The following is a 25,787-nucleotide window of genomic DNA, read 5'->3' as shown; positions in this document are numbered from 1 at the left end:
TGTCGGTTCTGAATGCAGTTAGAGCGAAATTAGTTACGATTATGTTCGCTGTAATTAGGACGGATGCTTTTTTTTCGAGAAATTATCAAAATTCGCTTGCGTAATCCATAAGAATAGGGGCGGGAGCACCCGTCCCGACGAGCGGGACTTCAGCTACCTTTCCCCTGCCGTTACGAATATATTCCATCGGTGTTTTCATTTGTATGCCGTGATGGGGTCGAAGATAATTGTATGCATATATGGCATCGGCTATACGTTTATCCAACTGTTCAAAGCTGTCATCTTCGCAGTCAAACAGCCACCCATTCTTGATCGTGTTATTCATCCGTTCAGCCAGAGCATTATGTAGCGGATCCCCACACTGAGTCATACTGATATTAATATGATGTTTCTTGAGCATACCTACATACAGGTTTGAGCAGTATTGCACTCCCCGGTCAGAATGGTGTATGAGACTACTCAAATCAACATTGTATCTGTTGTAAAAGTCCATAGCCATCCTAAGTGCCTTTAAGGGACCTTCCGCTTCAAGTGTTTTGCACAGGGCATATCCGACTATGGCCCGACTGCCCGCATCGGTAAGAAGAGACAGGTAAGCCCATCCCTGGCACGTGGCAACATAGGTTATGTCCGCTACAACCATTGAACCGAATGTGTCAGCTACAAATTTAGGAATGACATTCAGCAAGTCCGGATAAATGTAATAATTATGATTGGAATTTGTAGTCTTTGGTCTCACATGCCTGACACGTTGACACAGGCCATTAGCACGAAAAATATTATAGCATTGATCACGCCCAATGACCATCCTGACACCAAACTTGCGGAGGCAGCATGCATAGAGTTCACGCATACCAGCCTTAGGCATAAGTTTACGTAACTCATTACAATACAGCACAATGCTTGATGTGAGGATGTCTATTTCCTTTTTTCTGTTGACATGCTTATAATAACCTTGTCTGGTTATGCCGAAGTAATCACAGAGGAACTGCAGACTGCCGCGCATATGAAGGGCAGAGTTCCCCTGTGACAAGGTGTCGATTACTTGGCATCGGAGTTTTTTCGAACCTTGATGTGATAGGTTGACTCCGCAAGATTAATCAATTCCTCACAAGCTTCATGACGAAGACTTTCCTCCTGAAGGGCACGCTGAAGTTTGCGGTTTTCGGCACGCAATGCAGCGAGTTCTTTTTCCAGTTCATTGAGAGACTCATCAGAGGCTTTGCTTAAAGAGGGTTGTTCTGTACTCATAACTTTATCATTTATATGATACTTATCAAGCCAAAGAATCAGCAAACGACGGCAAATACCCGTACGCTTGGCAAACTGATACTTCGTTTCGGAAGTCGATAAATACTCACGAATATACGACATTCGTTCAGATTCTGTGTAAGGAGTGTACTTCTTTTTTAATTCTTCCATGTGAATTTCGAATTTAAGAAGTGTCAACTTATTCAGTACACTACATAATGTATACAATAAACTTCTGCACTCATGGAGAATTAGCTTATGTAAGGTTTATACTGTGTTGCAGATACTTTATCTGCAACCTATCTGCCGCAGGTATCTGCAACGCTCCAACTATTTATCAACTAGTGCATTACGCGCTTTTCGTTGCAGGTGGCAGATGTTTTCATATTTTTTCAACTTTATAGTAGGAGGATTACGCATCAAAATTAGGGTCACAACCGTAAGTCATAAACCAAATTCACCTCTGTGTCCTCCGTGTCCTCTGTGGTGAAAAGAATCAAAACCGTGCAAAAACGAGCTAAATGTTTTAATATCTAATGGTTAAGCGGAAGTATTATCACGCTTTGTTAACAGTATTATTATCTTCTTCAATTTTAGGGTAATTAACTGAAAATATAAACAATAATTCCTGTAATCGCCACATATATTAAAGCATAAGGAATAGCTGCTTTCAGTATTTCACCTTCTTTTCCCTGTTGGTTTCCGGCAGAAGTAGCAATGGCAATACTTTGTGGAGAGATAATCTTACCCCCTGTAGCACCTACTGTATTTGCAGCAGACAGCCAATCCGGACTGACATGAATTTGCCCAGCCACGTTTGCTTGCAACTTTCCGAAAAGGATATTGGAAGAGGTGTCGCTTCCGGTGATAAATGTTCCCAGACAACCGATAACCGGAGCAAATAACGGATACAAACTTCCGGTAGCCGTAGCCAGTGCTGTGGCAATCACAGCGATCATTCCGGAACTATCCATAATAGTAGATAACCCCACGAGGCAGATAACCGTAATGAATGTTTTCTTCAACTGCTTCACGGTATTCCAAAGAACGATGAACAGATCTTTTACTTTAGCCCCCTGAATCAATCCACCGATAAAAGTACCGATGAAAAGCAATACTCCGGCATGAGTCAGCCAGGAAATAGTATAATTGACGGTGGACGCATTGATAGGCAGACTGATTCTCGTAATCCAATTGTTCTCTAAAGTATGACGCAATCCCGGAAAGAGCGGACTGGTCAGAATAATCAGAAACAGAATCAGTAAATAAATGCTCCATGCATTTAATATATCTTTCGTTTTCAGATGACTTTTTCGTGTTTTCTCTTCTTTGGATGCAGTAAGTTTTCCATAAATAACGATTACGATAATAGAAAGAATACTGCCGATTATGGCCGGAGATTCAGCACCCATATATTTTGCTGCCACATATTGGCTGGCTAAAGAGACTCCGCCTACCAATAAAGCCAGGAATATATTTTTCGGGAGCGATTTAAGTTTGGAGTCAGTAAGGAAAAGTAGAACCAGCGGAATCAGGAACATTAAAACGGATAATTGCAATACGACATTCGTACTAAGATGCAATACGTCCAAATTCGTTTCTTTGGCCAATACTAATACCGGAGTTCCGATTGCTCCGAAAGCAGTGGCTACACTATTGGCAATCAGACTCACCGTTGCCGAAAAGATAGGCTTGAATCCCAGACTGATAAGAATTGCCGCCGGAATAGCTACTGCTGTTCCGAAGCCGGCCATAGCTTCCAATAGACCTCCAAATCCCCAAGTCAGTAATAACACCTGAATACTTTTATCGGTAGAAATAGATGCGAATTGCTGTTTGATAATCTCCATCTTTTCAGTTTTCAACAATACATTATAACTGAAAATAGCCATCAAAATAATGATTAAGATAGGAGAGACAGCTTTTAATGCTCCATATAAAAAGGAGTAAAACAGATTGTCTACCGAGAAAGCAAAGCCGAAAAGAGCAATCAGCATCGTTACAATCAGAGAAATGATACTACTTTTATCACCTGACATTTTAAAAAATGCCATCAGTATAATCAACAGTAACACTGGAATAACAGCAAGGATCAAGGTCATAATTATCAGATTTAAAAAGTGGAACGTCGTTTATTATTGATATAACAAACGAACGCCCCACTTTGGTCGGTTGAATAAATAGATTTTTCTGTTTATTTCATCTTCACACTTAAAATTTGTTGTAATTGTTTTAAGTTGGCAAGGGCAGCTTCGTTACCTAGCTTTGCTGCCTGCTCGAATGCGGCCATGGCACGGTTAATGTCTCCGTTAAGGAAATTGTAGACTCCGGTATTGTTGATGAACTCGGCAGTATTGTGATCGGCTTTCTCCATAAACTTCACTGCTGCATCCAAATCCTTTTGTGATAATGCGACGGCTCCTGCGTTCAGGTTAGCTACGGCGTCAGTAGGATACATGCGTACAGCAATATCGAATACATTAACAAAATCCTTGCTGCCTTTCGGATAACTGTTGGCCACCTGATACATTTCGTTCAGACTAAGATATTTCGGATTTTCCCGGATAATGATGCGGCCTTGTTCAACATCGAAATTGACAACGGTGTAGTCAATTTTGCAATTCACTTTACGCAGTCCCGGATAAATCTCTTTCAACATGGTACGGTAAGGAGCTCCGCCGCCTACACGCATGATTTCCTGTTTACGTTTGGCATCGTCAGTTGTATTTTTGATGATGTTCAGGAATGTTTCCTTCTCCTTCATCGAAGAAGATTGGAGTGCTTTTACCAATCCATCCCAGTTTTCTCCACCGAAAGTCACTTTATATAGTTTGGAAGACACTTTTTCGTTCTTAACCAGATAATCCTTCAAAGCTTCCGCACGTTTTTGGGAAAGCTGTTCATTGAAGGCAAGAGGTCCTTCCGGCGAGGCGAAACCTTTGATACTGATACCTTTCACAGTCAGGTTCCGGTCATTCTGTATTTTGTCAAACATGGCATGGATATTCACCAATTCAGCATGATTGTTCATGAAGTCGGTAAGGATCACCGATTTGTTGACCGGAAAATCCAGATGAGCTTCATATTGTTCGCTACGGTTTTTGACCACTTCTACGGTTGGCTGAATATAGGCAATGATAGGAGACATGGCACTTAAACGTTTGGCTTCGGTAGATACATCATTGGTAATCAGTTCCTGTGCATTCATTTCCTGATAATTGCCGCATCCGCATAGATTCTCTACAAGTTGCAAACTGGCATTAGCCATCCAGGGTTTGTAAGGAATCACCTGCGTATAATTAAAAGTTTCCCTTTTATTATAAGGAACGATAATGGCGGTAGGTTCTTGCTTAGTGATTGCCAGACTGCGGATATATGCTTTTTCGCGTCTTTTACCATTGACGATGATTTCTTGCAAGGGTACATTATGCTGTCCGTCCGTCAGCAGGGGAATAAGGCTTAAACTTCGGGCGGAACCTATTGTCAGATTCTTCATGTCGAAGGTCATGCTGACATAGAGAGAGTTACCTTGTTGCCATAAAGATACGTTCGAGAGAGTGAGCGCATCGTTCAGGAATTTTTGTGCATGAGCCGGTAGGATGGCGGCTGCAAAAGCTATAAATAGATAAATAAGTTTTCTTTTCATCATTGTAAGTTTTAGAGAGTTCGATTATTTGATGACATAAATGAAACTAAGACCGATTTTGGTCGGACCGAAATAATTGCGGGTGTTATGTCCCAACTTTTCACCTCCGTCACCACGAGCATACTTATCATATTCCAGACGGGCGTATCCCACTCCGATGGTAGCTTCCATACTCCATCGTTTGCTTATGATCCATTGATATCCGTAGGAAATACCGGCTCCGTACAGATTGCCGTCGTAACGGTCATGTCCCATTCCGAATATATTCAGATTGCTGACATTCATTTCTCCGTAATGTCCGTGTAAACCGAAGAAACTTCCGTTGAAACGTTCGCAGAGCCAATAGCGTAATTCCGGCTGAACGAGCCAATGTTTGATTTGACGGTCGTCACCAAACTTCCACGGATTGTAGTTACCGGATATGTCGAGAGTCAGTTTCTTTGCCAATCCCACTTCGATTCCTAAATTGGGCGTAGAAGTGGCCCAATAGAGAGCATTGGTCTTGATGGCAAATTTGGGTAGATAGGTTTCATTCCGTTGTACCTGTGCATGAATACTTGTACCGAACACGAGCAGGAAACCGGCTGCTAATAAGATTTTAATTGTTCTCATTTTGTTAGGGTATAGGTTTTATTAAAAATGATAAGCGATAAACAGAAAAGCGGGGAAGTTTGTTGTCGCAACCTGCAAAAAAAGCTCCCTAAATAAATGGATAAAGATGTTTTAAGGCATAAATGCTAACAATTTCCACGCATGATGCGTTCATTATATAAAAGTACCTTTGTGTAATCAATATGACAATGATTTCATTTATTACTGTTTATTTTTACACACACATACAACTTTAATAATTACAGCCTATGAAAGAGCTTATTAGCAACCTGGAAGTACTGAACAGGAAAGCAGAAAAAGGCGGCGGAGACGCTCGCATTGAAAAACAACATTCTGTGGGCAAGCTGACCGCCCGTGAACGCATCGATTTATTATTGGAGAAAGGTTCGTTTATCGAACTGGATAAGTTGGTAACCCATCGGTGTACCGATTTCGGTATGGAAAAGCAGAAATTCGCCGGAGACGGGGTGGTGACGGGATATGGTATGATTGGCAAGCGCCTGGTTTATGTATTCGCACAGGATTTCACCGTATTTGGAGGAGCTCTTTCGGAAACGCATGCTAAGAAAATTTGTAAAGTGATGGACATGGCCATGCAGATGGGAGCACCCATCATCGGATTGAATGACTCGGGAGGTGCACGAATTCAGGAAGGAGTACGTTCTTTGGCCGGATATGCCGAGATATTCCTGCGCAATTCTATGGCATCCGGAGTGATTCCGCAGATTAGCGCAATCATGGGACCTTGTGCCGGTGGTGCTGTTTATTCTCCTGCATTGACCGATTTTATTTTGATGGTGAAAAACTCCGGTTATATGTTTATTACAGGACCGGATGTGGTGAGAAGCGTGACACAGGAAGAAGTGACAAAAGAAGAACTCGGTGGAGTAGGCGTGCACATGACAAAGTCCGGTGTAGCCCATCTTTCTGCGGAAAACGATATTGAGTGCATCAATTATATTCGTGAATTGATCTCCTATCTGCCGGGGAATAATATGGAAGAGCCTCCGTTTGTAGCGACCAGCGATTCGCCGACTCGCCTGACTCCGGAACTGGCAGATTTGATTCCGTCCAATCCGAATCAGCCGTATAATATAAAAGAGATGATAGAAGCGGTGGCTGATGATAATAGTTTCTTCGAGCTTCAGGCAGAATATGCTGCGAATATTGTGACGGGATATATCCGCCTGAATGGAAAAACGGTGGGAGTGGTGGCTAATCAGCCATTGGTGCTTGCTGGTACACTGGATATCAATGCGTCTATCAAAGCCGCCCGTTTTGTCCGCTTCTGTGATGCTTTCAATATCCCTTTACTGACACTGGTAGATGTTCCGGGATTCCTTCCGGGAATCGATCAGGAATATGGCGGAATTATCCGTAACGGGGCAAAATTACTTTATGCTTATTGTGAGGCTACGGTGCCGAAAGTGACGGTTATTACCCGCAAAGCATACGGTGGTGCTTACGATGTGATGAGTTCCAAGCATATCCGTGGAGATGTAAATCTTGCTTTCCCTACCGCCGAAATCGCGGTGATGGGACCGGATGGAGCTGTGAATATCCTTTTCCGTAAGGAAATAGATAAAGCCGAGAAACCCGAAGAGAAACGGAAAGAACTTCAGGATGATTATCGCGGAAAGTTTGCCAATCCTTACCGGGCGGCGGAACTGGGATATGTGGATGAAGTAATCGATCCGGCAGTAACCCGTTTGCGGTTGATTCGAAGTTTCGAGATGCTTGCCAACAAACGGCAGTCGAATCCTCCTAAGAAACATTCTAATCTACCGCTGTAAGCCTGTTTATGGATTAAATCCGTGCCTAAAATTATTAAATTGCTCTTTTAAGTTTTGACTTCTAAAAAGAAAAAGATTATGATAAAAAAAATATTAGTAGCCAACCGGGGTGAGATAGCGATGCGCATCTTTCGGACTTGTCGGGTGATGAATATCTCGACAGTGGCTGTTTATACCCATGTAGACCGCGGAGCTTTGCACGTGCGTTATGCGGAAGAAGCCTATTGCATCTCCGAATCGCCCGAAGATACCTCCTACCTAAAGCCGGAATTGATATTGTCCATTGCCAAAAAGACCGGAGCCGCTATTCATCCGGGATATGGTTTCCTGTCGGAGAATGCGGATTTTGCCCGCCGTTGCGAAGAAGAGGGAGTGATTTTTATCGGACCGAGTGCGGATATTATTTCCAAAATGGGAATCAAGACGGAGGCCCGTAAGATTATGCGGGAAGCAGGATTGCCTATTGTGCCCGGAACCGAAACACCCGTACAGGGCATTGATGAAGTGAAGAAGGTAGCTAATGAAGTTGGCTATCCCATTATGCTGAAAGCACTTGCGGGAGGTGGAGGAAAAGGTATGCGTCTGGTACGTACGGAAGAAGAGGTGGAAACTGCTCTCCGTTTGTCGCAATCCGAAGCAGGGACATCCTTTGGCAATGATGCGGTTTATATTGAAAAATATATTGAGAATCCGCATCATATCGAAGTTCAGATCATGGGAGATAAGTATGGAAATGTCGTTCATCTGTATGAACGTGAATGTTCCATTCAGCGTCGTAACCAAAAGGTGATAGAAGAAAGTCCTTCTCCTTTTGTGAAAGAGGAGACGAGAAAGAAGATGTTGAAGGTAGCCGTGGAAGCCTGTAAAAAAATAGGTTATTACAGTGCCGGGACATTGGAGTTTATGATGGATAAGGACCAGAACTTCTATTTTCTCGAGATGAATACCCGTTTGCAGGTAGAGCATCCTGTGACGGAGGAGTGCACAGGCGTTGACTTGGTACGGGATATGATAACTGTTGCTGCCGGAAATCCATTACCTTACAAACAGGATGATATTGAGTTTAGCGGAGCAGCGATCGAATGTCGTATTTACGCCGAAGATCCGGAGAATAACTTCATGCCCTCTCCCGGTGTGATTACTGTCCGTGAAGCTCCCGAGGGACGTAACCTGCGTCTTGACAGTGCCGCTTATGCCGGATTTGAAGTCTCTCTGCATTATGACCCGATGATTGCCAAGCTATGTTGTTGGGGGCGTACCCGTGCATCGGCCATTTCCAATATGGCACGTGCTTTGCGCGAGTATAAGATTCTGGGAATTAAGACAACGATTCCTTTCCATCAACGTGTATTGAAGAACGCAGCTTTCCTGAAAGGTGAATATGACACGACGTTTATTGATACACGCTTCGATAAGGAAGACCTGAAACGTCGTCAGAATACAGATCCGACAGTGGCTGTCATTGCTGCCGCAGTGCGACATTACGAGCGTGAGAAAGAAGCGGCTTCCCGTGCAACAACACTCCCGGTAGTAGGAGAATCACTCTGGAAGTATTATGGTAAATTGCAGATGACTGCTAATAATTATTGATTTGAGACTAATAAATAACGGAACAGATTATGGGTACAACATTAGCTACATATTACGCCAAGCTCCAGGATATGCCGGACAGTGAATATAAGGTGGAGATTCTGGAGGACGGACCAATCAAGAAGATTGCAGTCAATGGTAAGATATATGAGGTCGATTATAACATGGGTGGCGACTCTATCCATTCGATCATCATCGATCACCACTCGCATGGAGTGCAGATTTCTCCTTCTTCCAATAATTCATATACGATTATGAATAAAGGGGAGCTTTATCAGATTGAATTGCAGGGAGAAATGGAGAAGATACATAATGCCCGCACTGCTGCTGAATCCGTAGGGCGTCAGGTGGTACAGGCACCGATGCCGGGAGTTATCCTGAAGACGTATGTAAAGAAAGGAGATCTCGTGAAGCGGGGTGATCCGCTTTGTGTATTGGTGGCGATGAAAATGGAGAATGAGATACGTTCGGTGACGGATGGAGTTGTGAAAGAAGTATTCGTGGAAGATGGCATGAAGGTGGGATTGAACGACCGGATTATGGTAATTGAGTAATTCTTTGAAAAAAACGGGGTAAATACGTGCTTTTATTCAAAAAAATATTTACTTTTGGCAGATAAGTACGTATTTACACCGTTACATTATGAGTATCGAACAAAGCAAAGAAGCATTATTAGAACAGTTAGAAGCACTTAAAAAAGAAAACGAGCAGCTTAGAAAAGAACTTTCTACCCTTAGGGATGAGAAATATAACGATCGTCCTGTTAGTTTTAAAGAAAAATATGCTGTTAGAATACTAGACTCTCTTCCCGATATGCTGACTGTCTTCAATCAGAGTGAGGTAGGTATTGAAGTTGTTTCCAATGAGGAAACCAACCATGTAGGAATATCAAACAAGGATTTTAGAGGGATGCGTATGCAGGATATGGTTCCACCGGAAGCATATCAGAATATTCACTCCAATATGCGTCATGCTATCACCACCGGAACTGTTTCAACTGCACATCACGAACTGGATTTTAATGGTGAACGCCATTATTACGAGAACCGTATTTTTCCGTTGGATGAGGAATACGTGCTGATTATGTGTCGTGATATAACGGAACGAGTAGCTACCCAAAGGCAGTTGGAAGTTTTTAAAAGTGTGCTCGATAAGGTGAGTGACAGCATTCTTGCTGTGGCGGGAGATGGAACGCTGGTTTATGCGAATAAGCAATTTATAGAAGAATACGGTGTAACGCAAGAGTTGGGTACACAAAAAGTATATGATTTGCGTGTCTCTATGACCGACAGGGGGGCGTGGGAAAAAAGATTGCAGGAAATTCGTGATAACGATGGTAGCTTTGCTTATCGGGCGGCTTATATACCTTACGGGCATACGAAGGAGAGAGTACATCAGGTATCTGCTTTTCTGATTCGTGAAAATAATCAGGAACTCATTTGGTTCTTTACGCAGGATATTACTGATGTTATCAAGAAACGGGATGAACTCCGCGAACTGAATTTATTGTTGGATGGTATTTTAAATAATATTCCGGTCTATTTGTGTGTGAAGGACCCGGAAGATGATTTTAGATATTTGTATTGGAATAAGGCATTTGCCGATCATTCAGGTATTCCGGCGTCTAAAGCTATCGGGCATACGGATTATGAAATATTTCCGGTGCATGGAGATGCGGAGAAATTCCGTAAAGATGATTTAGAATTACTTCAGACTCATAAGCGCATTGATATGCAGGAAACTTATTTGTCCGCTAATGGAGAAGCGCGTATCGTGCAGACTTTGAAAGCACTTGTACCGATGGAGGGACGTAAACCGTTGCTGATTGGCATTTCATGGGATATTACTAATCTTCAGAATATTGAGCAGGAACTGATTAGGGCAAGGATTAAAGCGGAGCAATCCGACAGATTGAAAAGTGCTTTCCTTGCTAACATGAGCCATGAGATCCGGACTCCGCTGAATGCTATTGTAGGATTCTCCCAGTTATTGCCTTCTGCCGAAACTGCTGAAGAGAAAAAACTCTATTCGGATATAATCAATCAGAATTCGGATATTTTGTTGCAATTGATTAATGATATTCTGGATTTATCGAAGATAGAAGCCGGGACACTGGAATATATCAAACGTCCAATGAATCTGGGAGAGGTCTGCCGAACAATTTATACTGTTCATAAAGAACGTGTGAAAGAAGGGGTAACTCTTGTCTTTGATAATGAGGAGGAGGATTTGCTCATGGAGGGAGATCAGAACCGTATCATGCAGGTGATAACGAATTTCCTGACTAATGCAAGTAAGTTTACCTATGAAGGAGAGATCCGTTTTGGTTTTGGACGAATGGATAAAGATATTCGTGTGTATGTAAAGGATACAGGAATAGGGATAGAACCGGAAAAGGTAGATCATATCTTCGAGCGTTTTGTCAAACTGAACTCTTTTGCCCAAGGGACAGGATTAGGTCTGTCTATCTGTCGGATGATTATCGAAAAAATCGGTGGAGAAATAGGGGTGACTTCCGAACTGGGTAAAGGCTCCACATTCTATTTCACGATCCCTTATGAAGAAACCGGAGAGCATGGTAAATTCTTTAAAGAGTCGAAAGTGGTATCTAAAGGAAATACAGTCAATCGTGTACAACAGATTAAGAAGATTCTGGTAGCAGAAGATGTGGAGAGCAATTTTATCTTGCTGAAGAATCTGATTGGCAGGGAATATACATTGCTTTGGGCTAAAGACGGAGTGGAAGCTATCGAAATGTATAAGCAGTACCAACCGGACTTAATCCTGATGGATGTAAAAATGCCGCGTATGGATGGACTGGAAGCAACCCATATTATCCGCTCTTATTCTAAAGAAATTCCGATCATTGCTTTGACGGCTTATGCTTTTGAGGCGGATAAAGAATTGGCATTGGAGATGGGTTGTAATGACTTTGTGACCAAACCGATTTCGGAAAGAACATTGAGAAAGGCTTTAGATAAATATTCGACTACTGTTTAAAAAAGGATTATGGCTATATGTATCCGGTGAAAGTTACTTATGATAGCCATAATCCACAAAAGAGTACGATTGTTGTTGAGTGAAAGTAGTCGGTGATTACTTTTCTATAGATTCTTTTTTATTTCCGGAACCAGTATAAACTTCGTTTCCGGAAAATACTTTTTCAGCCAGGTTCGGATAAATTCCATTGTATCATTCTGAATCGTCTTGTCTTCTACGGTAGGATATAAATTATATAATACGGTATCTAGTACAATGCCGCGTTTTTGTATTGCTTCGAGACTAAGCAGGGTATGATTGATACTCCCCAGTTTGCCCGAAGTAACAAAGATAAGCGGATATTTTTCTTGGACGATGTAGTCAATGGTTAAAAGTTCAGTTGTCAGGGGAACCATAAGGCCGCCTGCTCCTTCAAGTAAAACAGAGTCATACTGTTCACTCAATTCTTCGGTCGCACGTTTTATTTTATCAAAGTCGATGGGGCGGTTATCCAGCTGGGAAGCAAGATGCGGAGAGGCGGGATAAGAGAAAATCTCCGGCATGGTTAGTCCCTCTTGGTCTTCTTTGGTGAAAGGGATTCCCATGATTTGCCGATGTAGGTCAATATCTTCGGAATGACCTACATTTCCCGTTTGAATAAATTTCTGGGTGATGGTGCGATGACCATTCTTGTTCCATTCACGAGCTAGAAAGCCGGTGGCATAGCTTTTTCCGGCATCAGTGTCGATACCGCTTACGAAATATACATTCTGTTTCATACTTTTTTCTTTTTTGCGATGATATAAATAGGGTGATATGTTAAGGACACAGAAGTGCCCTGAGTAAATTCCTGCATGTAACGTTCACAGAAGAGTTGCAAGTCACGACGAGTCCATTGCTGTTGGGGGAGATTGTTCTTAAAATTATTTTTTGAATTGTTGTCTGATGAACATAAATCGTTCTCTTGTTTTCCGGTAGGAGAGGATTGCGTTGATAAGCCATTGACTCCGGTTTGCTTCAAGTGATATAGTACTTTTATCGGGTCTTCGAACGAAAGCTGGATAAGCTCTTCTTCTGAATACAGTATGTCAAAATGGGGTGACAAAGCTACTTCGAGCTCTTCCCGTGAACGATAAGGAAGTCCGTTGCCGGTAAGTTCGCGTATTTCTTTCATGTTTTCTTTTCCAAAAGTGCTAAAAGCAAAATAACCCTGATTATTGAGTAGGGTATTACACCTTTCGAAAAAGTTTTCCGGTGATTCGAACCATTGCAAGGCGGAGCAGGAAGTTATCAATGTACTTTCGGTGGGGAAAGAGACTGTTTCGGCATCTCCCGGAAGAAAAGAAACCTGCTTCTTCATTAATAAGTCCTCACAGCAATATTTCATATCGGGGCAAAGGTCATTAAGTAATAACTCTTCCGGACGGAGGGCTTGGAGCAGCATACGGGAGTAAATACCGGTTCCGCAGCCAAATTCAATTACTTTCGAGCAGGGAGAAGGTATGTGTTCTGTAAGCAAACGAATCATTTTACCTGCTATTTGCCGTTGCACGTTTGCTTCCTTTGAATAGGTAGTGATAGCTTTTGAAAAACGTTCTGCGATTAGTCGTTTATTCATAATCAATATTTGTTTAATAGACTGATATACTTGATAATCACTTTATTTTAAAATGATGGATGCATCAGTTCTCCGGCTGCATGAGTATCGTGTTAAAAAGCTCTTGTTGGTAATGTGCCGCTTCCACTTGTTCAAGAGAGTCCACTTGGTTTTCCCATGCCAAATATTGGTTATCCGGGAGGAAAATGCGGTCGCCTTTTCCTATGATAGCTTTTTGCCATTTAAAATCAGAGGGCGGCAATGATAAATATTGTTGTTGTATAGCAGCAAGTTCTTCTTTGAGTTCTTCCATCGGACGCTGGGGGGATATGGTTTGAAAAGTTTTATAGTCAGCTATTGAACCACACATTCTTCTTTGAAATTTTTGCAAGGTTTGTTCATTCAGCCCTTGAAGTGTGCCATCGAAAATAGAGTGAGCGATACCTTTGGTTTCGTGTATGGGGTAGAGGGTGCCGTTGATGGCGATACTTTGGGAGACAGGCAGATGTGGGTACTGCTTCATGATTTGCGAAGCTGCCCAGACTCCCATCGACCAGGCGATAAGTGTAATCTGGGAATAGGTTTCCAATAAGTCGGTATCAAATGCTAATGAACGGTAGTCATAGCAAATCATCCAGTCCTTATCTGTAGGATGAATGGTCAGGAAAGGAGTTTCGTCCATCCCCCAACCGGCGAAGAAAAGCAATAGATGCTTCTGATTATTCTTTATGATAAAATGCTGCTTCATTCGTTTATCAGTTTGATGAGTTGGTCAATTTCATGTTCAGTGATGTCCGCTGTCAGTGAAAAACGGATACGTGAAGTTCCGTCGGGTACGGTAGGTGGACGGACGGGCAATGCATAGAATCCTTTGCGCTGGAGTTCTTCTGCTTTCAATATGGTATCTTCACTGGCTCCTATAATCATAGGTACAATATGGCTCACCGATGGGCAATTATATCCTTTGGCTGTAAGGGCTACCTTTAGCTTTTCACTGATTTGTAGCAGGTGAGCCCTCTTATGTTGTAAAGCTGAAAGGCGTTCTAACACCCACGAAGTCCACTGGATATTGATAGGAGGAAGTGCGGTGGTGAATATAAACGTGCGCATTTTATTAATAAGATATTCCCGAATGAGTTGCCGACAGACAATATAGGCACCTGCCGAAGCAATGGCTTTTCCGAATGTTCCTACTAAAAAGTCTATATCGTTGATGCAGTCCTGTTCTTCGGCACATCCTAATCCTTTTTTTCCTCGTACACCAAAAGCATGAGCCTCATCTACATAAAGAAGAACATTGGAATAACTCTTTTTGAGTTGAATGAGAGCGGGAAGATCAGCTTCATCGCCATCCATGCTGAAGATACTTTCGGTAACAATAATAAGCTGCTCATAAGCGTTATGATTTTCAGCAATCAGTCGTTGCAACTGGGAAATATCATTGTGACGATACCGAATACATTTAGCTGATGATAATTTAATTCCGTCTATCAGGCTTGCATGCACTAGCTTGTCGGCAAGAATCAGTGTGTGAGTATTGCAAATGGCAGGAAGTATTCCTGTATTGGCATGATAACCACTATTGAATATAAGTGCACTTTCCGTTCCGAACATCGTGGCTAGCTGTTGCTCCAACTTCTGATAGTCACTAAAATTGCCGGTCAGTAACCGGGAAGAGGAGGAAGTAGGCAGGAATGTTTCAGGGGTGAGTGTTTTTAAGAATTCCTTCCTCAATGAAATGTCATTGGACAGCCCGAGATAATCATTAGAAGATAGGTTCAACATTCGTTGTCCGTTCAGCAGAACATCTCGTCCTTCGTGAATAAGCGGTGGGAGAGAACGGTAGTTCTTTTTCTCTTTCAAGGTCTGGAGTTCCTGGTTTATATGTTCTAATGTCATGAATTATTGTTTTAAGTAATAAGTATTCGATATATGGATGGTTGAAAGCGTAATCAGTTGTCTATAAGATGTTTATTGTCTAAAGAAGTATCCCGAAAGTTTCTCACCGACCAAGGCATCCTTCCTCGGTGAGGAAAGGCCCGTTCCTCACCGAGGAACACCCTTTTGCTCACCGAGGAACAGATTCTTGGGTGAAAATCTGGTAATATTCTTCTTATCTGTCATCTTTTTTGAATAACTTTAAGTAAGCCGGAAGTCAGTTCGCTTAATTGTTCCGAAGTGATGATGAAAGGCGGCATCAGATATACCAGCTTGCCAAAGGGACGTACCCAGATTCTTTCTTCCACAAATCTTCGTTGCATATAGGCCATATTTACCGGACGTTTCATCTCAATGACTCCGATGGCTCCGAGTATTCGTACATCAGCCACTTCCGGAAATTCCCGTGCAGGAGCCAGTTCTTCTTTCAGTTGAGTTTCGATTCGCTTCACATTCTCTTGCCAACCGGATTCGAGCAGCAGGCGAACGGAAGCGCAAGCCACTGCACACGCAAGTGGATTCCCCATAAATGTAGGTCCGTGCATAAAAGCTCCCGGTGTGTGGTTAGAGATTGTATCTGCTATCCGGTTGCTGGTCAATACAGCAGAAAGTGTCATATATCCTCCGGTCAGTGCTTTACCGATACACATTATATCCGGTTCTACTCCGGCATGTTCCCAAGCAAAAAGTTTACCGGTTCGTCCGAATCCCGTTGCTATCTCATCGAAAATAAGAAGAATATCGTGCTTCCGGCAAAGCTTTTCTGCTTCGCGCAGGTACTGCGGATGATAAAACCACATCCCGCCTGCTCCCTGTACCACCGGTTCCAGAATAAGCGCCGCTAACTCTTTTGAATGTTTTTCAATCATCTCTTGTAGAGGTAGTATATCTTTCGGATTCCATTCTCCGTCGAACCGGGAAGTGGGGGACGGGACAAAATAACGTACAGGCAATGCCGAACCGAAAAGACTGTGCATACCCGTCACCGGATCACATACAGACATGGCATTCCACGTATCACCGTGATAGCCGGAACGGATAGTCACGAAATTGTTCTTTTCCGGTTTTCCTGCTGCATACCAATATTGTACAGCCATTTTCAGTGCCACTTCTACGGCTACCGAACCGGAGTCTGCATAGAATATTTTCTGCATGGAGGAAGGAACCAAAGGCAATAACAGTTTCCCCAGTTCAATGGCCGGATCATGCGTCAGTCCTCCGAACATGACATGAGACATTTTATCTAATTGTTCTTTTGCCGCCTGATTTAATACCGGATGATTATATCCATGCACTGCACACCACCAGGAAGACATTCCGTCAATGAGCGTTCGTCCGTCTTCGAGGGTAATGGTAGCGCCGTCTGCCCGTTTTACTTTGTAGACAGGAAGCGGATCGGTAGTCGAAGTGTACGGATGCCAGATGTGCTCGCGATCAAATTGGGAATCGGCGAAATGATAGCCTTCTTCCTGAATCATCTTTTTGTCTTCCGATACTTTGGAGCCGAGTGTTGTCAATAGGTCGCCTACGATAGCCGAGTTAATTCCGATATATAATGCCTTGTGCATCGCTTCGGAAGAAAGTTGTGAACGTCCTCCGGCAAAACGCAGAAAAGCGGTCGGATTGATAAAACGAAAGAGTGCGATGGTTTTAAGTATTTCTTCTTCGCTTAGAGGCTGCTCGTTTTCCAGTGGAGTTCCCGGAATCGGACTAAGCAGGTTGATAGGTATGGATTGAACATTCAGTTCTGCCAATGTGAAAGCAAATTCAATCCGTTGTTCCATCGTTTCTCCCATGCCGATGATACCTCCGCAACAGATATCCATGCCTACACGACGGGCTGCATCGAGAGTAGCCAGTTTCTGTTCTTGCGTATGCGTAGAGCAGAGTTTGGAAAAATAAGACGGGGCAGTTTCCAGATTACAGTGATAACGGGTGATTCCCGCTTCATGCAGGGAACGCAATTCTTCTTCATTGAGCAGTCCCAGAGAAGCACAAAGTTGAATCGACGAATGTCGACGCATATAACGGACTGTATCGCAAAGTTGGGTAATCTGTTTGGGAGATGGTTTTCGTCCGCTGGTAACGAGGGAGAATCGATTGACGTCCTGGGCTTCGTTGTATTGGGCCTGTCGAAGACATTCTTCAGCGGGAAGGAGATCGTAAATCTCGGCTTTAGTCTGGTAGTGGGAGGATTGTGCACACCATTTGCAGTTTTCCGGACATCGGCCGGACTTGGCGTTGATGATGGAACACATGTCGAACTCGTGCGAAGCACGCGCGACGGTAATCTCATGCGCGGCGGCATAAAGCGCCTCGCTGTCAGCCATGTTGGCTAGCCAAGCAGCTTGGTCGGGTGATATGTCGATACCCGCCAACACTTGGTCTTTGATTTCCTGAAGTGTCATAAATGTATGATAAGGGATAGTTTGTGCAGCATTCTGCTTACGAAGAGCAACGTCCACTACATTGATATGCAGATGACCGATTTGGAATTCACGTCCCATACTTGCAAAGGCAGCATAGTTCTTTCTTCCCCAGTAGCGAAAGCGGGAAAGGAGCGTGCGTGTGGTCTGTATGTGGCGTTGTTGCTTCATTGATTTTTTTACTTTTGTTCGTTAGAACGTGGCAAATGTACAAAGATTCTTTGGATAAGCAAGCAAGTTGATGATTTCTAGTTTCTGTGGTATTATTTCTTTTTCCTGTATTCTTTGCGGGTGTTGAAGTTGAATCCGGCATATATTTGGAGAGTACCGAATCCATTGTCTACAGAGAAGTTATTACGATGATAATTGTAATTTTTCCCAACAAAAGAAGTGCCTACATAATACTTCCCGGTATTGTAGACAATCCCTGCACGAACCAGAAAATCCAGATTGAATTTGCCGTACCATGCTTTTGCCTCGTTCGTTTCTGCGTCGACATCGGAAGCTTTGTAGGCAATGGCAGGGGTGAGAGATAAACACGCCAGGCAGTTGCGGGCAAAGACCCAATTGTAGGCGTAGCCGAAACTGATGTTGGCATTGGTGTATTTAATATTCTTGACTTTCATGGCAGGATTCATCGCATCCTGGATAAATCCCGGAAGTGCTGTATAGTCGAAGTTGAGATGATGCTTTGAAATGGAAAAACCTGCAATAAATGTACCTGCATTGCGTCGTTGATTAGTGGACTGACTGAATGCGGCAGGATAGGAGAATTTACGGTTATTGAAGATATAATATAGATTCAGTCCTTTGATATCTACCTTTATTCCGCTGAAATCTTCGGAATAGTTAGAGGGGATATCGTCTGAAAATCCTCTGATTTTATGTATTTTGTAATCATTACCAGTGCGGCGATAGAAGATATCCACACCCAGTTTGGAACTGTATAGGCTAAGATCGAATTCTGTTCCTCTGTTCTTTCGGGTACCTTTTTTGAAAATATCGTTCACATCTACAGACCATCCCAGGAAAATCCATCGCCAGCCGAAATACAATCCTATCTTGTTGTGCGGGTTGGGTGAAAAACTAAGTTTCTGTGGCTGCGGCAATTCACTGGTGATAGAATAATACTCAAAGTTGCTGAAATGAGTAACCATCAGCGCATAGTTATAACGGTTGGGACTGATATAGAGCGTATCGAAATCACTGAAGTTCATAAACTTCTTGATCGCTCTTTTAAAAGCACTTGGCTTGGCGGTTGCTGTGGAATCTACTTCTGTACTATTGTTGCCTAAAGAGACTTTCTCTTCAGTCTGCGCCTGTAAGGACAGTGAAAATAACAGAAAAAGATATAGAATAACCCGTTTCCCCATGTGGTTCTTTGTTGGTATAGATATTTTTTGTTTCACGAATGTACTACCTTTCGTTGATTTATACTAGCAATCTTCTAAAAAATGTTTCGTTTCCTAAACAAAAAAGTTCAATGTACTGTTAGTTACAACAAGCAAATAAATCTTAAGCCACAAAATTATGAGAATCTATTTACGTTTATTAGTCGTGTCTCTTCTGCTTTTTGTAGGAAATATAGTATATGCGGAAGCACAGCAGGAGAAACGCGTGACAGGCACGGTGACTTCTGAAGGAGAACCTTTGCCTGGTGTCTCCGTACAATTGAAAGGAGCATCTTCCGGCACCATTACCGATATTGATGGAAAGTATTCGATTGAGGTTCCTGCTACCGGTACTTTAGTGTTCCGTTTTGTAGGAATGAGAACAGTAGAACAACCGGTGAATAACCGGAGTGTGATTAATGTCACGTTGGAATCGGAAAGTAAGGAACTGGAAGAAGTAATGGTAGTAGCTTATGCTACCGCTAAAAAGTATAGTTTTACCGGAGCAGCTTCGACGATGAAAGCAGGTGAGATTGAAAAGTTACAGACTTCCAGCATATCACGTGTATTAGAGGGTACGGTATCCGGAGTACAGGCAAGTGCGGCAAGTGGGCAGCCGGGTACGGATGCGGAAATCCGTATTCGTGGTATCGGGTCTATCAACGCTTCCAGCGCTCCGCTTTATGTAGTGGACGGTGTACCGTTTGATGGTAGTGTGAACTCTATCAATCCGGATGACATATCTTCGATGACAGTATTGAAAGATGCGGCCTCTGCTGCTTTGTACGGTTCCCGTGGTGCGAATGGAGTGATTATTATCACCACCAAGCAGGGAGATCAAAATACCAAAGCAACGGTAAAGGTGAAAGCTTCCTTAGGAGGTTCCAACCGTGCCGTGCGTGATTATGATCGTGTCAGTACCGACCAATATTTTGAATTATATTGGGAAGCACTTCGCAATCAGTATGCCAAGAGTGCGGATTATACTCCGGCAACTGCCGCCACGCAAGCATCCAAAGACTTGGTAACGAAATTAATGGGAGGTGGCCCGAACCCCTATGGTCCTCAATATGCGCAACCGGTCGGTACAGATGGAAAGCTGGTGGCAGGTGCCCGTCCGTTATGGAATTCTGACTGGAGTGACGCCATGGAGCAACAGGCACTTCGCACAGAGTTAAATCTAAGTGTTTCCGGAGGTGGAAAAGCGAATCAGTATTTCTTTTCTGCCGGATACCTGAATGATAAAGGTATTGCACTCGAATCCGGTTACCAGCGTTTCAATCTCCGTTCCAATATCACCAGCGAGATGACTTCCTGGTTGAAAGGAGGCGTCAATTTGAGTTTCGCACATTCCATGCAGAACTATCCAGTTTCATCCGACTCCAAAACCAGTAATGTGATTACCGCAGGACGTACCATGCCGGGATTCTATCCCATTTATGAAATGAATACGGATGGTAGCTACAAATTGGATGAGAGTGGAGACCGTATTTATGACTTCGGTTCCTATCGTCCTTCCGGTTCGATGGCAAACTGGAACCTTCCGGCTACTTTGCCTTTGGATAAATCGGAACGAATGAAAGATGAAGTCTCCGGTCGTACTTTTCTGGAAGCTACGATTATTGAAGGATTGAAATTCAAGACAAGTTTTAACTTTGACTTGATTAATTATAATACATTGGATTATACGAATCCGAAGTTAGGCCCGGCTAAAGAAAACGGCGGCGGCGTCAGCCGAATGAATACCCGTACTTTCTCTTGGACATGGAATAATATTGTTACGTATGACAAGACAATTGGTGAACATCATTTTAATGTTCTTGCCGGTGTGGAGGCCTATTCTTACCGCTACGATGAACTGACGGCATCACGTTCCAAAATGGCGCAGCCTGATATGCCGGAGCTGGTAGTCGGTTCACAGTTGACCGGAGGTTCGGGGTATCGCATCGACTATGCGTTGGTGGGTTATCTGACTCAAGCATTATACGACTATCAAAATAAATATTTCTTCTCGGCATCCTATCGTCGCGACGGTTCTTCACGTTTTGCGCCGGAGACCCGCTGGGGAAATTTCTGGTCGTTGGGTACTTCTTGGCGTATCGACCGGGAAGAGTTTATGGCAAGTACTTCCGACTGGTTGTCTGCCTTGACTCTGAAAATGAGCTATGGTGCGCAGGGAAATGACAACCTGGGTACTTATTATGCAAGTAAAGGACTTTATACCATTGTTTCCAATTTGGGAGAAAATGCGTTAGTGTCCGACCGTATGGCAACTCCGAATCTGAAATGGGAAACAAACCTCAACTTTAATGTAGGTATCGACTTCTCCCTGTTCAATAACCGTTTTTCCGGTTCGTTTGATTTCTTTACACGTCGTTCGAAAGACCTGCTTTATTCACGTCCGCTAGCTCCTTCCCTGGGATACGGTTCTATTGACGAGAATGTAGGAGCCTTGAAGAATACAGGTATAGAAATGGTGCTTAACGGAACGATTATCAATCAGAATGGTTGGGTATGGAAACTGGGTATGAACTTGACACACTATAAAAATAAGGTGACAGACCTCCCATTGAAAGATATGCCGCGAAGTGGTGTGAACAAGTTGCAGGTAGGTCGTTCGGTGTATGATTTCTATATGATAGAGTGGGCGGGAGTAGATCCGGAAAATGGAGATCCGCTGTGGTATAAGGATGAGGTGGATGCAAATAAGAATCCGACCGGAAAACGTGTGACAACAAACGATTACGATTCGGCTGACTATTATTACATCAATAAATCGTCTCTCCCGAAGGTGTATGGTGGATTTAATACCTCTCTTTCCTGGAAAGGATTTGATCTTTCTGCCATCTTTGCTTACAGTATCGGTGGATATATCTACAATCGTGATATAACAATGATTCTGCACAACGGAAGTCTGGAAGGACGTGACTGGTCGACAGAGATTCTAAAAAGATGGACTCCCGACAATCGCTATACAGATGTCCCGGCCTTGAGTACTACCTCTAATGACTGGAATTCGGCTTCTACCCGTTTCTTGCAGAATAACTCGTATATGCGATTGAAAAATCTGACTCTTTCCTATAACTTACCCAAACAATGGATTAGTAAGTTATCATTGAGCAGTGTGCAGGTATATGTACAAGGAGATAATCTGTTTACCATTCACCGGAATCAGGGACTAGACCCAGAACAGGGAATTACCGGTATTACTTATTATCGTTATCCGGCTATGCGAACGATCTCCGGAGGTATTAACGTTTCTTTCTAAATTCAGACTAAATTATGAGAAAAATAAAAATTCAATCCATTCTTGCGGCAGTTGCCGGACTTTTCCTGGCAACGAGTTGTAGCAGCAGTTTTCTGGATACGGACCCAACGGATGCGGTAAGTTCAGAAAAAGTACCTGTACCCGAAAATGCGGAGGCACTTGTGAATGGTGCCTGGTATAATCTGTTTGATTATTCAAGTACCTATGCCAATATCGGTTATCGGGCGCTTCAGTGTCTGGACGACATGATGGCAAGTGATGTTGTTTCCCGTCCGAAATACGGTTTCAATTCTTCGTATCAGTTTAAAGATATAGCGCAATCCTCAAATGGTAGAACAGAGTTTGCCTGGTATCTGATATATAAAACGATAGATAATTGTAACACTGCCATTTCTATCAAGGGGGATTCGGAAGAACTCCGTCAGGCACAGGGACAAGCATTGGCATTACGCGCCTTTTGTTATTTGCACCTGGTACAGCATTATCAATTCACCTACTTGAAAGATAAAGATGCTCCGTGTGTTCCTATATATACCGAACCTAGCAATAGTTCCACTGTACCGAAAGGAAAATCAACAGTGGCACAGGTTTATCAGCTTATTTTCGACGACCTCACTTTGGCGAAGGACTATTTGAAAAACTATGTCCGCAGCGGTGATAATCAAAAGTTCAAACCAAATGTAGCAGTAGTCAACGGTCTTTTGGCTCGTGCTTACTTGCTGACAGGACAGTGGGAAGAAGCTGCGAAAGCTGCTGAAGCAGCACGTGCAGGATATACGTTGATGACAACTACAGCCGAGTACGAAGGTTTTAATAATATTTCCAATAAAGAATGGATATGGGGATTTCCTCAAATTCCTTCCCAATCGGATGCCAGCTATAATTTCTATTATTTGGATGCAACATACGTAGGAGCATATAGCAGCTTTATGGCTGATCCCCATCTGAAAGATACATTTACCGAAGGTGATATTCGTTTACCTTTGTTTCAATGGATGCGTGAAGGATATTTGGGATATAAGAAATTTCACATGCGTGCAGATGATACGGCTGATCTGGTCTTGATGCGTGCTGCTGAAATGTATTTGATAGAAGCGGAGGCGAAAGTTCGTGATGGTGTAGCGTTGGCACAGGCTGTAGCTCCATTGAATACATTGCGTAATGCCCGCGGAGTAGGGGATTATGAGGTGACAGGAAAATCACAGGAAGATGTAATCAATGAGATTCTGATGGAACGTCGCCGTGAACTTTGGGGAGAAGGATTTGGTATTACCGATATACTTCGTACACAAAAGGCAGTAGAACGTGCTGCTTTATCGGATGAGATGCAAAAGACAGAAGTCGATTGCTGGCAGGAGGGTGGTAGCTTTGAAAAACGAAATCCTCTGGGACATTGGTTCCTTAACTTCCCGAACGGTAAACCGTTTACAGTAAATAGCACCTATTATTTATATGCTATTCCACAGAAAGAAATTAACGCTAACCCTAACATATAAATAGCTCTCTTAATTTTTTGACTTTGACCTTAACTTGTAGACCGGTATACGTCGTGACGACGCATACCGGTCGTTTTCTTTGGAAAAGAGGGAGCGCAAAATGTGACACACCCTATTTTATTTAATCTAATCTTATTCTATTTTTTTCTTCTTCAAATTAGGTAAAAAGAATGTGACCAATCCTAGTAGCGGCATATAAGCACAGATATTATATACATATTCAATACTCGTTTTATCCGCTAAATTACCGAGTACAGCAGATGCTACACCAGCCACCCCGAATGCAAATCCAAAGAATAACCCTGATATTAATCCGAGCTTGGTAGGAAGCAATTCCTGTGCATAAAGCAATATGGCGGGAAAAGCGGAAGAAAGCATCAATCCCACACAGAAGCTAAGGATAATAGTCCACATCAAATTAGCATGTGGCATTAGTAAACTGAACGGGGCAGCTCCTAAAATAGAAGCCCAAATCACATACTTCCGACCGATACGGTCACCGACAGGTCCGCCGATTAATGTTCCGATAGCAGTAGCTACCAGAAAGATAAATAAATATAGCTGCGAATCTTGTACACTTACATTGAATTTATGAATCAAATAGAAAGTATAATAACTCGTGAGACTTGCCATATAGATATATTTGGAGAAAATCAGAATCAGCAATATCGCGATTGAAAGGGCTGTCTTATCCATAGGCAAAGGAAGATGAACAGGTTTTCTAACACTGACAGTCTGTGCTTTCATCCGGTTTAGATATGATTTATACCATTTGCAAATTGGGTACATCACTCCGATAGCAGCTAAAGCCACAAATGCAAATACGATGAGATGTTGTCTGCCATAAGGAGCCACCAATAGAGCAACCAGTAAAGGACCTAATGAACCTCCGAAGTTGCCACCTACCTGAAAGAGTGATTGTGCCAGTCCACGTTTTCCGCCGGAGGCAAGGAACGTGATACGGGAGGCTTCCGGATGCAGTACGGAAGAGCCAATTCCGATTAAGAATACGGAGGCTAATATCCAGTATAGATTATCAGAGAATGCTAAGTTTATCAAACCAATCAGTGTAAAGCTCATTCCGATAGGCAATGACCATGCGACGGGATGCTTATCAAAGAAAATTCCGGTAATCGGTTGAAAAACTGAAGCGGAAAGTTGATAAACTAGTGTGATAAGTCCGATTTGCGCGAAACTAAGTCCTAAATCATCTTTAAATAAAGGATAAGATGCTGATAGCACCGACTGTAAAAGATCGTTGAGGCAATGCGAAAGACTCAATGCAATCAAAATGGAAAATGTAATTTTTCCTACGGGTTGTTCCTGATTCTGTACCATAATACCTATTTACTATTGAAGTGTTCCTGAAAAATCGGCTGCAAAGGTACGGAAACTTCCCGTTTCTCAATATATATTTGCTGTGATTAATTCAATATGATAGGAATAAAGCTCTAAGACTAAGGATTGTAAATTGTCGTTAATTCAGTTTTGAGTGACTGAACTATTCTTCATACCTACTGTTGTTAAATAAAAAAGGAGGATTATATGGGCTTTATATGGTATATCGTTATTGGTATTGTGGCTGGATTCCTCGCAGGTAAAATAATGCGCGGCGGAGGTTTTGGTCTTGTTATAAATTTATTACTTGGTATTCTTGGAGGTGTACTGGGCGGTTGGGTGTTTGCCCTTTTCGGACTGGCAGCTTCAGGACTGATCGGAAGTTTGATAACTTCCACCGTAGGAGCTATCCTTGTATTGTGGATTGCTTCTTTATTCTCGAAATCTAAATAGATATTTATA

Annotated in this window: 19 protein-coding genes; 7 read left to right on the top strand and 12 right to left on the bottom strand. The window is 42.8% G+C overall.

The genetic code is table 11. The features are described from left to right. Positions 1 to 85 precede the first annotated feature (85 nt). From N5O98_RS16820 to N5O98_RS16800, 5 genes are all read right to left on the bottom strand, one after another. Entirely contained in the window at positions 86 to 1,006 is a 921-nt protein-coding gene (locus tag N5O98_RS16820; protein WP_196061154.1) for an IS3 family transposase, read from the bottom strand. Positions 1,007 to 1,041: 35 nt separating this feature from the next. Then, positions 1,042 to 1,422 carry a transposase gene (locus N5O98_RS16815; protein WP_052588007.1) on the bottom strand — a complete coding sequence of 127 codons (381 nt, stop codon included), beginning with the start codon at positions 1,420 to 1,422 and terminating at the stop codon, positions 1,042 to 1,044. Positions 1,423 to 1,853: 431 nt separating this feature from the next. Next, on the bottom strand, positions 1,854 to 3,353 hold the full coding sequence (locus tag N5O98_RS16810) for an L-lactate permease (RefSeq protein ID WP_061448368.1): 1,500 nt from the start codon (positions 3,351 to 3,353) through the stop codon (positions 1,854 to 1,856). Between the two features lie 92 nt (positions 3,354 to 3,445). Further along, a complete protein-coding gene (locus tag N5O98_RS16805; protein WP_118161475.1) occupies positions 3,446 to 4,897 on the bottom strand; it encodes a DUF3868 domain-containing protein in 1,452 nt (483 codons plus the stop codon). Positions 4,898 to 4,921: 24 nt separating this feature from the next. Beyond that, positions 4,922 to 5,509 (bottom strand): DUF3575 domain-containing protein, encoded by a 588-nt coding sequence (locus N5O98_RS16800; RefSeq protein ID WP_004300526.1) that lies wholly within the window; start codon positions 5,507 to 5,509, stop codon positions 4,922 to 4,924. A 248-nt stretch (positions 5,510 to 5,757) separates the two neighbouring features. Between N5O98_RS16800 and N5O98_RS16795 the strand changes: the two genes are divergently transcribed. The 4 genes from N5O98_RS16795 to N5O98_RS16780 all read left to right on the top strand — a co-directional run bounded on the left by N5O98_RS16795 (position 5,758) and on the right by N5O98_RS16780 (position 11,892). Further along, the gene (locus N5O98_RS16795; protein WP_004300524.1) at positions 5,758 to 7,302 is read left to right on the top strand and encodes an acyl-CoA carboxylase subunit beta; all 1,545 of its coding nucleotides are present in this window, start codon (positions 5,758 to 5,760) and stop codon (positions 7,300 to 7,302) included. A 78-nt stretch (positions 7,303 to 7,380) separates the two neighbouring features. Then, on the top strand, positions 7,381 to 8,892 hold the full coding sequence (accC, locus tag N5O98_RS16790) for an acetyl-CoA carboxylase biotin carboxylase subunit (RefSeq protein WP_004304129.1): 1,512 nt from the start codon (positions 7,381 to 7,383) through the stop codon (positions 8,890 to 8,892). A gap of 29 nt (positions 8,893 to 8,921) precedes the next feature. Then, positions 8,922 to 9,446: a biotin/lipoyl-containing protein gene (locus N5O98_RS16785; protein WP_004297139.1), complete on the top strand. Its 525-nt coding sequence runs from the start codon at positions 8,922 to 8,924 to the stop codon at positions 9,444 to 9,446. Positions 9,447 to 9,534: 88 nt separating this feature from the next. Further along, on the top strand, positions 9,535 to 11,892 hold the full coding sequence (locus N5O98_RS16780; RefSeq protein ID WP_004297137.1) for a hybrid sensor histidine kinase/response regulator: 2,358 nt from the start codon (positions 9,535 to 9,537) through the stop codon (positions 11,890 to 11,892). Positions 11,893 to 11,996: 104 nt separating this feature from the next. On the opposite strand, the gene bioD is transcribed toward N5O98_RS16780, so the two are convergent. The 6 genes from bioD to N5O98_RS16750 form a co-directional block, all read right to left on the bottom strand. Further along, entirely contained in the window at positions 11,997 to 12,650 is a 654-nt protein-coding gene (bioD, locus tag N5O98_RS16775) for a dethiobiotin synthase (RefSeq protein ID WP_118161470.1), read from the bottom strand. Further along, on the bottom strand, positions 12,647 to 13,489 hold the full coding sequence (bioC, locus tag N5O98_RS16770; RefSeq protein WP_118161471.1) for a malonyl-ACP O-methyltransferase BioC: 843 nt from the start codon (positions 13,487 to 13,489) through the stop codon (positions 12,647 to 12,649). The genes bioD and bioC overlap by 4 nt, the downstream gene beginning before the upstream one ends. A 64-nt stretch (positions 13,490 to 13,553) precedes the next feature. After that, a complete protein-coding gene (locus N5O98_RS16765; RefSeq protein ID WP_004297134.1) occupies positions 13,554 to 14,216 on the bottom strand; it encodes a DUF452 family protein in 663 nt (220 codons plus the stop codon). After that, positions 14,213 to 15,367, bottom strand: a complete 1,155-nt coding sequence (locus N5O98_RS16760; protein WP_004326645.1) for an 8-amino-7-oxononanoate synthase — start codon at positions 15,365 to 15,367, stop codon at positions 14,213 to 14,215. The genes N5O98_RS16765 and N5O98_RS16760 overlap by 4 nt, the downstream gene beginning before the upstream one ends. A gap of 221 nt (positions 15,368 to 15,588) precedes the next feature. Then, positions 15,589 to 18,003, bottom strand: coding sequence for an adenosylmethionine--8-amino-7-oxononanoate transaminase (gene bioA / locus N5O98_RS16755; RefSeq protein ID WP_118161472.1), 2,415 nt, complete (start codon positions 18,001 to 18,003; stop codon positions 15,589 to 15,591). Positions 18,004 to 18,095: 92 nt separating this feature from the next. Next, complete coding sequence (locus N5O98_RS16750) at positions 18,096 to 19,205, bottom strand: DUF4421 domain-containing protein (protein WP_022199867.1); 1,110 nt, start codon at positions 19,203 to 19,205, stop codon at positions 18,096 to 18,098. A gap of 157 nt (positions 19,206 to 19,362) precedes the next feature. Between N5O98_RS16750 and N5O98_RS16745 the strand changes: the two genes are divergently transcribed. Further along, positions 19,363 to 22,491 carry a SusC/RagA family TonB-linked outer membrane protein gene (locus N5O98_RS16745; RefSeq protein ID WP_008774623.1) on the top strand — a complete coding sequence of 1,043 codons (3,129 nt, stop codon included), beginning with the start codon at positions 19,363 to 19,365 and terminating at the stop codon, positions 22,489 to 22,491. 14 nt (positions 22,492 to 22,505) lie between these two features. Next, positions 22,506 to 23,987 (top strand): RagB/SusD family nutrient uptake outer membrane protein, encoded by a 1,482-nt coding sequence (locus N5O98_RS16740; protein WP_004311214.1) that lies wholly within the window; start codon positions 22,506 to 22,508, stop codon positions 23,985 to 23,987. Between the two features lie 132 nt (positions 23,988 to 24,119). On the opposite strand, the gene N5O98_RS16735 is transcribed toward N5O98_RS16740, so the two are convergent. Next, complete coding sequence (locus N5O98_RS16735; RefSeq protein WP_004297126.1) at positions 24,120 to 25,325, bottom strand: MFS transporter; 1,206 nt, start codon at positions 25,323 to 25,325, stop codon at positions 24,120 to 24,122. Positions 25,326 to 25,532: 207 nt separating this feature from the next. On the opposite strand from N5O98_RS16735, the gene N5O98_RS16730 reads away from it, so the two are divergent. Continuing rightward, entirely contained in the window at positions 25,533 to 25,778 is a 246-nt protein-coding gene (locus N5O98_RS16730) for a GlsB/YeaQ/YmgE family stress response membrane protein (RefSeq protein WP_004297125.1), read from the top strand. Positions 25,779 to 25,787: the final 9 nt, after the last annotated feature.

The organism is Bacteroides sp. LFL-34, assembly GCF_027257075.1.
Lineage (GTDB): Bacteria > Bacteroidota > Bacteroidia > Bacteroidales > Bacteroidaceae > Bacteroides > Bacteroides ovatus.
The sequence above is the reverse complement of the archived record's forward strand: the minus strand, read 5'-3'. Positions and strand labels throughout refer to the sequence as shown.

Coding starts and splice junctions, on each gene's coding strand:
- N5O98_RS16780 (WP_004297137.1), top strand. CDS start 9,535: ATGAGTATCGAACAAAGCAAAGAAGCATTATTAGAACAGTTAGAAGCA.
- N5O98_RS16820 (WP_196061154.1), bottom strand. CDS start 1,006: ATGCGCGGCAGTCTGCAGTTCCTCTGTGATTACTTCGGCATAACCAGA.
- bioA (WP_118161472.1), bottom strand. CDS start 18,003: ATGAAGCAACAACGCCACATACAGACCACACGCACGCTCCTTTCCCGC.
- bioD (WP_118161470.1), bottom strand. CDS start 12,650: ATGAAACAGAATGTATATTTCGTAAGCGGTATCGACACTGATGCCGGA.
- N5O98_RS16810 (WP_061448368.1), bottom strand. CDS start 3,353: ATGACCTTGATCCTTGCTGTTATTCCAGTGTTACTGTTGATTATACTG.
- accC (WP_004304129.1), top strand. CDS start 7,381: ATGATAAAAAAAATATTAGTAGCCAACCGGGGTGAGATAGCGATGCGC.
- N5O98_RS16805 (WP_118161475.1), bottom strand. CDS start 4,897: ATGAAAAGAAAACTTATTTATCTATTTATAGCTTTTGCAGCCGCCATC.
- N5O98_RS16735 (WP_004297126.1), bottom strand. CDS start 25,325: ATGGTACAGAATCAGGAACAACCCGTAGGAAAAATTACATTTTCCATT.
- N5O98_RS16730 (WP_004297125.1), top strand. CDS start 25,533: ATGGGCTTTATATGGTATATCGTTATTGGTATTGTGGCTGGATTCCTC.
- N5O98_RS16760 (WP_004326645.1), bottom strand. CDS start 15,367: ATGACATTAGAACATATAAACCAGGAACTCCAGACCTTGAAAGAGAAA.
- N5O98_RS16795 (WP_004300524.1), top strand. CDS start 5,758: ATGAAAGAGCTTATTAGCAACCTGGAAGTACTGAACAGGAAAGCAGAA.
- N5O98_RS16740 (WP_004311214.1), top strand. CDS start 22,506: ATGAGAAAAATAAAAATTCAATCCATTCTTGCGGCAGTTGCCGGACTT.
- N5O98_RS16815 (WP_052588007.1), bottom strand. CDS start 1,422: ATGGAAGAATTAAAAAAGAAGTACACTCCTTACACAGAATCTGAACGA.
- N5O98_RS16800 (WP_004300526.1), bottom strand. CDS start 5,509: ATGAGAACAATTAAAATCTTATTAGCAGCCGGTTTCCTGCTCGTGTTC.
- N5O98_RS16765 (WP_004297134.1), bottom strand. CDS start 14,216: ATGAAGCAGCATTTTATCATAAAGAATAATCAGAAGCATCTATTGCTT.
- bioC (WP_118161471.1), bottom strand. CDS start 13,489: ATGAATAAACGACTAATCGCAGAACGTTTTTCAAAAGCTATCACTACC.
- N5O98_RS16745 (WP_008774623.1), top strand. CDS start 19,363: ATGAGAATCTATTTACGTTTATTAGTCGTGTCTCTTCTGCTTTTTGTA.
- N5O98_RS16750 (WP_022199867.1), bottom strand. CDS start 19,205: ATGGGGAAACGGGTTATTCTATATCTTTTTCTGTTATTTTCACTGTCC.
- N5O98_RS16785 (WP_004297139.1), top strand. CDS start 8,922: ATGGGTACAACATTAGCTACATATTACGCCAAGCTCCAGGATATGCCG.